We start from the raw sequence: 10,287 nt of genomic DNA on the forward strand, positions 1-10,287 counted from the left end.
TTTTGTGCTTGAGTGGTTTCATTGGTTTGGTTAGTTTGTGATGGTATTTGCGGTGGTCGGTGTGGATGAACCAAATTTTTGTATTCTATTATTGTCACTGTCTACAACAAAGATATTTCCTGCCGAGTCAACTGCAACATCTCTTGGCTCCATAAAGAAGTCAGGCCCCGTACCAGCATTTCCCCAAGATATAGTATTTCCATTACTATCAAATTCAACGACTTGGTTATTTCCATCATCTGCAACATAAATATCACCAGATTTATCCACGGCAATTCCAATTGGAGATTTTAAACCTGCAGCTGCGCCATATGTTTGAAGATACGTTCCATCTGAAGCAAACTTTTCAACTCTATTATTTCCAGTGTCTGTAACATAGACATAGTTGTACGAATCAACAGCTACTCCATGCGGAGAAAGAAATTGTCCGTTATCAAGGCCGCTGCTTCCAATTGAAAGCAAGAATTTTCCATTGTCATCAAATTTTTCGACTCTGCTATTTCCAGTATCTACAACGTAAACGTTACCTTTAGAATCTACTGTAATTCCTTGAGGAAGTAAAAATTGTCCGTTATCACTTCCTCTACCTCCCCATTGCATAATAAAATGTCCGCTCATGTCAAATTTTTGAACAATGTTCAAATCATTATCAACAACGTAGATAGAACCACCGCCAATTGCTATTCCTTCAGGTTCTTCAAAAGTGCCATTGCCAGATCCTTTGATTCCCCAAGTAGACAAAAAGTTGCCGTTGTTATCAAATTCCTGGACTCTTCTGTTACCCAAGTCTGTAACATAGACATTTCCTGAAGGATCAGTAGCTATTCCCTGTGGAAAGGCAAATTTTCCACTAGTCTGTAATCCATATGTTCCCCATTGCACCACAAAAGGTGGAGAATTGGACGCCCATGCGTACCCAATCACGGCACTTGACAGTACAAATACTATAATTCCTACTAGTGTAAGAGAGACCCTCAACGATGAGGAAGTGGTAGAATACCAAGATGATCTCCTAAGTTAGGAATTGTTGCAGTTTTTGTCAACTATGATTAAATTAGATAACCCAGTCCTCGTATGAATACGCAATATGACCATCACATACTAGGTAAATGATATGGCGTCCTAAATCACAGTATTAGTTTTGGCAACAAAAACTTTGGATAAGTGCAACTGTACACTTTATCAAAATAAAGTAATAGGAAATAATTGAAAAAAATTAAGGTTTTTTGTATTCGTCTTTTGTCAGTCTGAGAATGATCTTCTCACCGACACCCCAAATCTCAGACGTGTGGAATATCCTTGAGCCGGTAAGACCCTCTGTTACTTCAATTGATTCAAGTTCGTTGGTATCTTTGCTCATGTGAAGTCGTTTTACTTTTCCAACCTTTTTGCCGTCAATATCAACCACTGTTATGTCGGTTCTTATTGGTGCTGAGGAAAGTAGTACAGATTCTTCAGTAAACCTATCCACATAATCTCTGGACAAAAAGTAGTCCTTGCTAAATCCCTCATGGACTGTGACTCCTACCACTTCTAATGTGTCTGAGTTTATGTGTACGTGTTTTACCTTGCCATATTCTATTCCTTCTCTGTCAATGACTTTTTTTCCTTTAAACTCGTCTGCCTTTATCTGATTTCTATTAAATTCTAGCGAGGTTGCCATACGCGAGAGTTGCCAAGTCAGTTTATTGAATCAGGTATCAGAGTTTTCAATCTAATGGGTTAAATTCTTTATAACAGAAATGGACATATGGAATTCAAAGAAGGACCTCTTACTTCCATTCTAGCCACAAAAGGAAGAAAGACCGGAAAAGAGCATGCCGTAGAGCTCAGAGCAGTATTTTATGACGGTAAATTCTATTTTTCAAGAAGAAACCCAAATAGTGATTGGCTAAAAAATGCAATTGCAACTCCACTAGTCAAGATAACAGTAAATGATACAACTTTTTCAGGTTATGCATCACTGGTCAAGGATGAAGAATTGACAAAAACGATATCCCGCATGAAATATTCTGACAGACGAGCAGAGGATGCAAGAATAATGCTTGAAGTCATCCCATGTGAATGATTGTTGTAGTACCTCGTCGTTCGTATTCTTGACCATCTTTTGTTTCAATCACAACTACAGTAAAAGATACGACATCTCGTGGATGACACTTTTGGGCATCCATGTTTAGGTGTAAATCCAACATTTCAAACTCCCGTACGGCGTCAGTTGGTTCATCAATCGTGACAGGGCTTGTTGAGCTTATGAGAAATCTCATTTCCTTTTGGTGCCAGCCTATCTTTACTTTGGAACCATCTCTTCCAACTGCTTTGATGTTGATATCTACCATACCAGGCTTGGCAAGTGTATACCCAGATGCATTGTTTACAAAGACGCCAATCTGGAAAGGATAGCCTGCTGTGTTTTCTGCCATTTTTTGGATCCCATCGTTCATCACAACATCAACTGCCTTGATCGTGGTTGCAACTTTGGCAATCCATTCATTTGTGCGTTCCACTATTGCATGTATTCGATCCCTTCTTTTTTTGTCCTCATCTGGAGGTAGTTTGTAATAATCTACCCATGCAAGATAATCACTGCTAATGTCCTTGATGAACTGTATGCATGTTACCTTATAGTCTTCAACACTTGAAGCTCTTTCTGAGCCTTCATCATGTGGAACCCCATCTTTGTCAAGTGGAAGCATGAGTAAATAATAGAAAACCAGTAATTAAGTAAACTCAATAAATATATGAGAAAATTTCTTGTTTGTAATTATGAGTTTTTCCTCAATTACTGCCGAACTTAGAAGGGAACTTGGATCAAATATGCCACAGATCAGAGTCCTTTTGAAAAAAAATCCCGCAATGGCATTTACGACAATAAATGAAACTGCATCCAAAGTAGGGAAAAAACATGGCATAATTCTTTCGTTGAATTTTCCTCAAAGAGGAAAGATTGAGGATTTTGAGTCATATGGAACAGGAGAATATCGGAATGGTCTTTCAGCGAAATAGCCGGAATTTCTCAATTGCTCGAGACTTGATAAAATCAAAAGCTGCTGAGATGTTAGACAAACCTCAAGTGCAGGATGCGTACATGTATGAAGGAAAAGAGGGGGTTAGAGTCATGCTAGAAAATATGAGGCTGGACATATTACCAGCATCTTTGCATGTTTGGGGCAAATTCGACGACAGCATATCAAAGTTTTGCGACTGGCTTTTGGTTAACTGTTATCAGCTCAGACCAGGAGTGGATGGTGCATTGAGTGAGACCAATTCAAAATCATAGACCAGCGTGCCATTAAAATCATATATCTTGGACTTTACAGGAAGGGGCAAATTATCTACAATCCAGATCTTGTTTTCATTTGCACCTATTCTATAGGATATCAAATATGCATTTGCCGAGCCAAATCCAAAGTTCATGTTTCCTGTATCTGTCACATCGAGCGTTTCATGATTTGCTCCTATGTACATATCTCCCCAGTCAGCTCCTTTTACAAGATATTGATCAGTAGTTGCAAAGTCACGCATGGAAAACACGGATTGATCTAAAATGTCAAAATATGGTTTTGCTTCATCAGATACATTTGGATAATCATAAACAAGACCAATTGGTACTGTCTGATTTATTATTTTGTCACTACCGCTAGGTTTTATCTGTATAAACAGGCTCTGGTTCTGGCCTTGCATAGGCAAAAATTTCATGTCAGCAGTGAAAGTTGGTGTTATTAAAAGAGACTCGATACACCATTTCAGGATCATATTGAGATCCTTTTCCCATGTGCCACTTGCTTGCCGTACTTGGCAAGGGGTTAAAATGCAGATTTGTAAAAAACGGCCATATCAGCCCTGTAGCGGCTGATACTATAACAATAGCAAAAATTGCCACCAGTTTAATGTTGGCCATCTATTTCAGCTACCTCGCCGTCTTATAGTTAAAGGTTTCAAATAAGCAAATATAGTGGAACGTTATGTACTTCGCACATGTGCGAGTGTGAAAAAGTCCACATGTATGAAGTTGAATTCAAGTTGGACGGCATGGTAGTAGTTCCAACACACAAGAATTGTGGAGATTCCTTAAATGAAAAACAAGTGGACAAGTTCCAAAAAGAGCTTGTAAAGACATGGGGAATCAAAGACGAGGATGAAAAGTAGTATTTTATAAAAAATAAAAGAAAAAAGGGTTAAAACCTATCTGAATGATGCTACCTGTTCCTTACAAACTGATGCTTTGCAAGAACAATTAGCGTCACAATAGCATTCGCCTTGCATTGCGCAATCGCATTCTGTTTTGTTTTCTGTTGCTGAGTCGCATCCGCATGCTGCGTCTGTCATATCTGGGAGATCTCCCACAGGGTTTTAAAGGTTATTAAAAAATTCAAGTAAACCAGCGTGTGTTATTTCTGATCTTTTATATCTACAAGAAGCCCGTTTACTCTTTGCAATAGTGCGTTTGCTTGCTTGTCTATAACCAGCTGATCGCTTTCGATATCAAGTGCCACCTTTAATACGTGGATGTATTCCGGGTTTTTATGAATCTGATTTTTTATTTTCATTATGTTATTTCTGCTCATGTACCCCAAATAGAAGTAACAGTCAGACAATAGTGAGTTTTCAACCAGATAATCATATTTTCTTTTGATGATCGTTGAGTGACCATTATTTTCAACCATGTCAGAAAATCCCATAGTTGATTTTACCATTCTTGAAAGAACCGAAGTAGAAGCCCTTTCCACTCCAAGTATATCATGTATCACAGAAAAGACTTGATTGATTTCATTTTTTTTCAAATTCCTAGTTATTTCCAACATATGAGTAGGACTAGGTCGTTTTGAGTTAATTGAGAATAGTGCATCTGCGAGAAAATACGAGGCACATTTTGTCCACACGGCAGCAAAAGGATCATTAGTTTTTACTGCTTCCTTGGCTTTGTTTGCAAAGATTCCTGCATCAACAAGACAGCTTTGAGTGTATGAGTTTAGAATTTTTTCCTTCTTTTCCTTTATTTTTGCCAGAAACATACGTAGCTTCCACTGATCATCATGAAGTATAGTCAAGTTTTCCAATTGAGCTAAAATTGCAACATTAGACTCTGACAAAGAACAATGGTGTAGTTTTATTAGATTTCCTGAAAGATCGTGAACTGATTCGCCTGATTTGTCATCAAAGACGCTGATATTATATTCACAGCAATCAAAATTACATTCATTATTTCGGCATCCGCCAAAACCTACAGGATGTTCAGATAGATATAGTAATTTCGGAATTTTTTGTACATCCACAGGAATGTCATTGTCAGTTTTGCTATAAAGTATCCAAGCTGTTAAAATTTACAAATACATTGAATCGAAAAACATTCCTTTGACAGGTAGAAAAATTATAAAATAATTACTCTGTTACATTGTTTAGTTCAATAAAGATCAGATAGAAATAGTGCTGTAGGCACATACGAAAATAGAGCTATAATACGACGGCATTTCCTCGTAGCAGTACATCTTTTTTATTTACGTGATAAGAATCAAGACTTGTTTTCAATAAAAACAAGTGCTAAAGAAAAACCGAATAATAAACCAAATATCTTCTCAGTATGAAAATACAGCTTCAATGCTTCACAGTATATCCTAACTACAAGTGCTCAGGTATTCCATAAGCTGCGAAATCCGTAACCATTAACATAGTTTAATGAGGTTTATTAGTACTCAAAAATGTATTAAAGGCGGGTATGAAGATTAGTTTCTTCTCAGTAGCTGTCATGTTAGCATCAATAATTACGGTTGGTACTCTCACCGTCGTACCTAATGCATTTGCCACCACTTGGTACCCAGGAGAGGTACTAAAACAAGGGGATTATTACAAATATAATGTCTGTTGGACAGACTGGCACAATTGTACGCCGCTTGAGATTGACTTTTGGGTCAAGAACCAGACAAGTGATGGTACAGGTTGGAATTTGGAAATGTTGGCAATAGATGGCTCTACAGTACAGAAAGGAATTGTCACTATTGGCACAGAAACGCCAGATCCGACATATTCTGATCCAAATATTTCAGATTATTCTAATGTATACAAAAATACAATAGCATGGCTTGATGCATTTTCTTCAAAAGACAATGCACAGACTTTCGGTTCCCCATCGTGGGGTAGAACAGGCTCTGTAGGAGGGCAATCAGTTGGTTCCATGGGACAGCAGTCTGTGACAGTGCAGGCTGGAACATATCAGACATGGATTCTCGGTTGGCACAAGGATGTGGATAACATGATATGGGTTGCACCAAATTTAGCGTATCCTGTAAAGGCCATAGTGTATACTGATGTTACAAGCGGAGTACCTCCGCCAGATTATAATTTAGAATTATTACAACAAGGTAACAGTCCAACTGAGCCGTTCATTTTTGAACATACAATCAACTGCAGAACTTGGAGCGAATGCAAATTGTCCTGCGCCAGACATGGTAAATGATGCCGCACAAGCCACGTCTACAACAGATTCAGACTCTATGATAATTTTCTATCGATATAGCCCTTCCACACCACATATAGGGTGCCCCATGGAGTGGAGAATATCATTTGAGAAAACATTTGATCAGACTCAGAAATATTCCAATGTTCAATATGACATATACACAGTAGATAATCAAGGACATCAACTTGATTCAGTAGCTCAGGATGCAGGAAGCTCGTCATTATTTGCACCAGTAGGAGATGATGACAGATCCATAATTTTGAAAGGAACTACCCCTGTATCTAACGTTGTAATTGCAGCATTAGGAACTGGTCCACAAGGATCAACTCCTGACGTAAGCCTAGCAGGTTCAATAAACATAACAATCAATACATTACCATCATTTGGAGGTTCTGTAGGTACCACAATCCTCCCAACAATACAACTAACGTGCCACCACCCAATATGATCAACACTGGTCCTGCCAACACAACACAAACTACGGTAATTCCATCGTGGATCAAAAACAATGCAAAGTGGTGGTCACAGGGACAACTGGGAGATGATCAATTCGTCCAGGGGTTACAATACATGATACAACATGGAATAATACAAATACCTACGCAAACAGGTTCAACTGCGGCATCAGGAACTCAACAAATTCCAGCATGGATTAAAAATAACGCTGGATGGTGGGCAAGCGGACAGATTGGAGATGATCAATTCGTCCAGGGGTTACAATACATGATAACAAACGGCATAATCAAGATCAATTCCTAATATTCACAAGCAACAATTAGAATCAAGCTTGCATTTTTCACACGCATCAAATAGTTTCCAAGCAAGAGAATTAGAAATATTAAAAGTCTACATGATCTATCAGTTCTATAAGATTGAGTCAACCATCCAAGAAAACGCTTACAATGACATTTCGGTTAGACGAACAAATAATTAAAAAACTACGACTTGAATCGGATAATCGTCAGATAAGCACAAACACGTTAGTAAATCAAGCCTTAAGACGATTCTTAGAATGGGGAATGTTTGAATCCACAGCCGGTTTTGTCATGATAAACAAGCCTGTTTTTTCAGAGGTTTTTAGTAAGCTTACACAAAAACAAATAGTTGACATTGCTTCCCGTGTAGGTAAAAATGAAGTAAGAGACATTGCATTGTTTATGAAAGGAAATACCGATCTGCTATCCTTTTTGTCGTGGTTTGAAATACGAATGATAAATTCATCCGTACAAGTGAGTCATTCCAATAATGACGGCTTTCACACTTATGTACTGAAGCATGACATTGGAAGGAATTGGTCGACATACCACAAGACCATTCTAGAATTGATCTTCCAAGAAGTTTTCAATCAAAAAATCCTTGTAAAAGCGGATAAGAATACTATTTCGTTCCAGTTTTCAGAGTGAATCGTTTGCGGTATTACAGTGTATACTCTATATATTTATCCTAAATTTACTACTTTATCTCATGGTTGAGATTGACGCAAAAATACAGATCAATGCAACACAAGAAAAGGTATGGAAGATAATATCAAAAATTGATAACGACCCCACATACTGGAAAGGAATAACACGCATCAGAAACATATCAAAAGAACAAAATGTCGTAACCAGATACGTATTTCTTGGAAAAGACAACAAGTGTCAGCAGAGAGTGATCCTCTTTCCAAAAGAAGGCTTGCACATAAAGTGGCTAAAAGGTCCAATCATTGGCATTAAGGACATACTACTTTCCGCTCATGGAAACACAACAACGCTTGAGATTCAGATGAATTATACATTATCTGGTGTTGTGGGCCTATTTTCGAAAAATACTACAAAGGAATTACAAAGTGAAGCGGATCTTGCTCTACAGTTAATAAAAGAAGAATTGGAAGGAACACAACAAAATCCAGTATTAGAAGAAAGAAGATTATGGGCAGACCTCATACACGACAAGAAGTAACATCAAACATAACTTAAGACATTACGATTTTACTAATCAAGAAAACATGTCATTTTATAATTTATGAAGACGAATGTTCTTTTCATATATTTTTGTACCAACGTTAATTTTCTAATCATCAAATCAAGCCAGCCTTTAAATTGCTATCTCTTATGGCGTTAAGATAGCTCCTGTGGTGTAGTCCGGCTAAGCATACTGCCCTCTCAAGGCAGTGATCCCGGGTTCAAATCCCGGCGGGAGCATATCCTATCAAGTTCAATGCCCAATGAACAATTTTGGAGCAATTTTTTTGCCATTTTTTAATTTTCAAGGGGGCGATCAATTATCATGATAGAGCGAGTAGAAGACGACATCCACTATTCAAACAAGCGGTTGCAGGCAATAAGGAAGAGGCTTGCAAAGTTTGAGCGAAATGGCAAGTTGGCTGTAAGATTCGTCGATGCTATGACTGCATACGGCATCAAGGCCATACGGGTATCATCGCTAGGTTGGCATGCTTGGAAGATCATTTCTATGATTGACGACTGCATGGATATCAAAGACATGACCAGGCAGGACGTGGAAAAAATTGTATCAGAGATGACCACATTTGGATGGAAAAATGATACAATCAAGATGTTTGTCTTGACACTTAGAAGGATTGTAACATATGCCAAGACGGGAAAGATCATTAACAAGAACTATGACAAGGAGGACGATTATGACGGTGCAGTGAGATGGATTAATGCAACACGTTACATGAAGAAGGAATATGATTCCGTTCTTGAGAACCGTAAGGGATTCAGCGAAGAAGAGATAGAAAAAATGCTAAAGGTACTTTATCAAGTGACACAGGAATACGATCGCGACTATCTGATTGTAGAGCTAAGTTACGAGGTGGCTGCACGAATTGTAGAGAGCTTGAATTTAAGATTGGGTGATATCGAGACTGATGCGAAGAACAATATCGCATTTGTCACTCTTCGCAGCTCAAAGAGCCTGCCGCGAAAGATTCCCGTGATAATCGCTTATAGAAGGCTCGTAGACTATATCGCAAGGCATCCATTAAGACATGATCCAAATGCGTATCTCTTTTACTCTCCAAAAACAAAGTCATACAGGATATCGTACTCGTATGTCTTGAACTTGTTGAAAAGGCTATGTGAAAAGGCAGGAATAAGATACAGATCTCCTTACAAGCTGCGACATTCTCGGGCCACCAATCTACTTATGAACAATACTCAGATAAACGTCGTTCAAAAGATGTTAGGGCATACAAATATCAAGACCACTGCCATCTATCTTTCTACAATACAAAAGGATCTGCTCAATGCAGCAAAAAAAGCTGCAGGTCTTGACGTCAACGATAACGAAACTGATACTTTCAGATTACAGCTTAAGAAATGTCAAGAATGCGGAAGGTTTGAAGATCCACTCTCTGTACGATGTGGAAACTGCGGAACATTTCTTGATGTTGCTGTAGCCATGAGATTTGGAAAACTAAAAGAAAAATCCAAACGAAAATCAGACAAGAAGATTAGAAATGAGATTGACGAGTTGCGTGAAATGATATTACAGCAACAGAAAATGATTCAGGGATTTGTCAGCAGGAAGCAAAAAAGCTAAAGAAAGCTCTTCTGTTTCTTGGTTTCAATCTCTCTGAGATCTTTTCAAGCTTTTCTAAAATCATCTTGTTGTTTTCAGCCAGCGTGGCCAACACTTGTTTTGGAACTGTTATAGTCTCTTCACTCATGTATAAGATTGCCTTTGAACAAAATTAAAGGACGTTTTTTGGTGTCATACAAGCAATTTCTCATCCAATGCCAAAAAATATTTTTGATTCGAAGTAGGTACTGAAGATTAACACAGTAATTAAAAAAATCAGTCGCTAGTTTCGCAGTAAGAAATTACAC

General features: G+C 38.1%; 16 protein-coding genes and 1 tRNA gene. 10 read left to right on the forward strand and 7 right to left on the reverse strand.

Annotated features, from left to right (window positions below):
- Positions 1–30: 30 nt before the first annotated feature.
- Both DYY67_RS06975 and DYY67_RS06980 read right to left on the reverse strand, forming a co-directional pair.
- Entirely contained in the window at positions 31–978 is a 948-nt protein-coding gene (locus tag DYY67_RS06975; protein ID WP_166391912.1) for a 6-bladed beta-propeller, read from the reverse strand.
- 238 nt (positions 979–1,216) lie between these two features.
- Positions 1,217–1,663, reverse strand: a complete 447-nt coding sequence (locus tag DYY67_RS06980) for a PRC-barrel domain-containing protein (protein WP_166391914.1) — start codon at positions 1,661–1,663, stop codon at positions 1,217–1,219.
- An 87-nt stretch (positions 1,664–1,750) separates the two neighbouring features.
- On the opposite strand from DYY67_RS06980, the gene DYY67_RS06985 reads away from it, so the two are divergent.
- Positions 1,751–2,068, forward strand: a complete 318-nt coding sequence (locus DYY67_RS06985) for a nitroreductase/quinone reductase family protein (RefSeq protein WP_166391916.1) — start codon at positions 1,751–1,753, stop codon at positions 2,066–2,068.
- Here the strand turns inward: DYY67_RS06985 and DYY67_RS06990 are convergent.
- Positions 2,052–2,693, reverse strand: coding sequence for a hypothetical protein (locus DYY67_RS06990; RefSeq protein WP_166391918.1), 642 nt, complete (start codon positions 2,691–2,693; stop codon positions 2,052–2,054). The genes DYY67_RS06985 and DYY67_RS06990 overlap by 17 nt on opposite strands.
- 58 nt (positions 2,694–2,751) lie before the next feature.
- On the opposite strand from DYY67_RS06990, the gene DYY67_RS06995 reads away from it, so the two are divergent.
- Complete coding sequence (locus DYY67_RS06995; RefSeq protein ID WP_166391920.1) at positions 2,752–3,003, forward strand: hypothetical protein; 252 nt, start codon at positions 2,752–2,754, stop codon at positions 3,001–3,003.
- Between the two features lie 219 nt (positions 3,004–3,222).
- Here DYY67_RS06995 and DYY67_RS07000 read toward each other — a convergent pair whose 3' ends face one another.
- On the reverse strand, positions 3,223–3,696 hold the full coding sequence (locus DYY67_RS07000; protein WP_166391922.1) for a hypothetical protein: 474 nt from the start codon (positions 3,694–3,696) through the stop codon (positions 3,223–3,225).
- A 1-nt stretch (position 3,697) separates the two neighbouring features.
- Complete coding sequence (locus DYY67_RS07005; protein WP_166391925.1) at positions 3,698–3,898, reverse strand: hypothetical protein; 201 nt, start codon at positions 3,896–3,898, stop codon at positions 3,698–3,700.
- Between the two features lie 77 nt (positions 3,899–3,975).
- Between DYY67_RS07005 and DYY67_RS07010 the strand changes: the two genes are divergently transcribed.
- Positions 3,976–4,146 carry a hypothetical protein gene (locus DYY67_RS07010; RefSeq protein WP_166391927.1) on the forward strand — a complete coding sequence of 57 codons (171 nt, stop codon included), beginning with the start codon at positions 3,976–3,978 and terminating at the stop codon, positions 4,144–4,146.
- Positions 4,147–4,388: 242 nt separating this feature from the next.
- On the opposite strand, the gene DYY67_RS07015 is transcribed toward DYY67_RS07010, so the two are convergent.
- A complete protein-coding gene (locus tag DYY67_RS07015; protein WP_166391929.1) occupies positions 4,389–5,273 on the reverse strand; it encodes a hypothetical protein in 885 nt (294 codons plus the stop codon).
- A 440-nt stretch (positions 5,274–5,713) separates the two neighbouring features.
- Between DYY67_RS07015 and DYY67_RS07020 the strand changes: the two genes are divergently transcribed.
- The 7 genes from DYY67_RS07020 to DYY67_RS07050 all read left to right on the forward strand — a co-directional run bounded on the left by DYY67_RS07020 (position 5,714) and on the right by DYY67_RS07050 (position 10,000).
- Positions 5,714–6,451 carry a hypothetical protein gene (locus tag DYY67_RS07020; protein WP_166391932.1) on the forward strand — a complete coding sequence of 246 codons (738 nt, stop codon included), beginning with the start codon at positions 5,714–5,716 and terminating at the stop codon, positions 6,449–6,451.
- A complete protein-coding gene (locus DYY67_RS07025; RefSeq protein WP_166391934.1) occupies positions 6,441–6,902 on the forward strand; it encodes a hypothetical protein in 462 nt (153 codons plus the stop codon). Before DYY67_RS07020 ends, DYY67_RS07025 begins: the two co-directional genes overlap by 11 nt.
- Complete coding sequence (locus DYY67_RS07030) at positions 6,899–7,213, forward strand: hypothetical protein (protein ID WP_166391936.1); 315 nt, start codon at positions 6,899–6,901, stop codon at positions 7,211–7,213. The genes DYY67_RS07025 and DYY67_RS07030 overlap by 4 nt, the downstream gene beginning before the upstream one ends.
- Before the next feature lie 143 nt (positions 7,214–7,356).
- Positions 7,357–7,857 carry a hypothetical protein gene (locus tag DYY67_RS07035; protein ID WP_166391938.1) on the forward strand — a complete coding sequence of 167 codons (501 nt, stop codon included), beginning with the start codon at positions 7,357–7,359 and terminating at the stop codon, positions 7,855–7,857.
- 61 nt (positions 7,858–7,918) lie between these two features.
- Positions 7,919–8,395, forward strand: a complete 477-nt coding sequence (locus tag DYY67_RS07040) for an SRPBCC family protein (RefSeq protein ID WP_166391940.1) — start codon at positions 7,919–7,921, stop codon at positions 8,393–8,395.
- A gap of 166 nt (positions 8,396–8,561) precedes the next feature.
- A tRNA-Glu gene (locus DYY67_RS07045) sits at positions 8,562–8,637 on the forward strand.
- 85 nt (positions 8,638–8,722) lie between these two features.
- Positions 8,723–10,000, forward strand: coding sequence for a tyrosine-type recombinase/integrase (locus tag DYY67_RS07050; RefSeq protein WP_166391942.1), 1,278 nt, complete (start codon positions 8,723–8,725; stop codon positions 9,998–10,000).
- Here DYY67_RS07050 and DYY67_RS07055 read toward each other — a convergent pair.
- Positions 9,978–10,127, reverse strand: a complete 150-nt coding sequence (locus DYY67_RS07055) for a hypothetical protein (RefSeq protein WP_166391944.1) — start codon at positions 10,125–10,127, stop codon at positions 9,978–9,980. The genes DYY67_RS07050 and DYY67_RS07055 overlap by 23 nt on opposite strands.
- Positions 10,128–10,287: the final 160 nt, after the last annotated feature.

Source organism: Candidatus Nitrosotalea sp. TS (assembly GCF_011319465.1).
Classification (GTDB): Archaea; Thermoproteota; Nitrososphaeria; order Nitrososphaerales; family Nitrosopumilaceae; genus Nitrosotalea.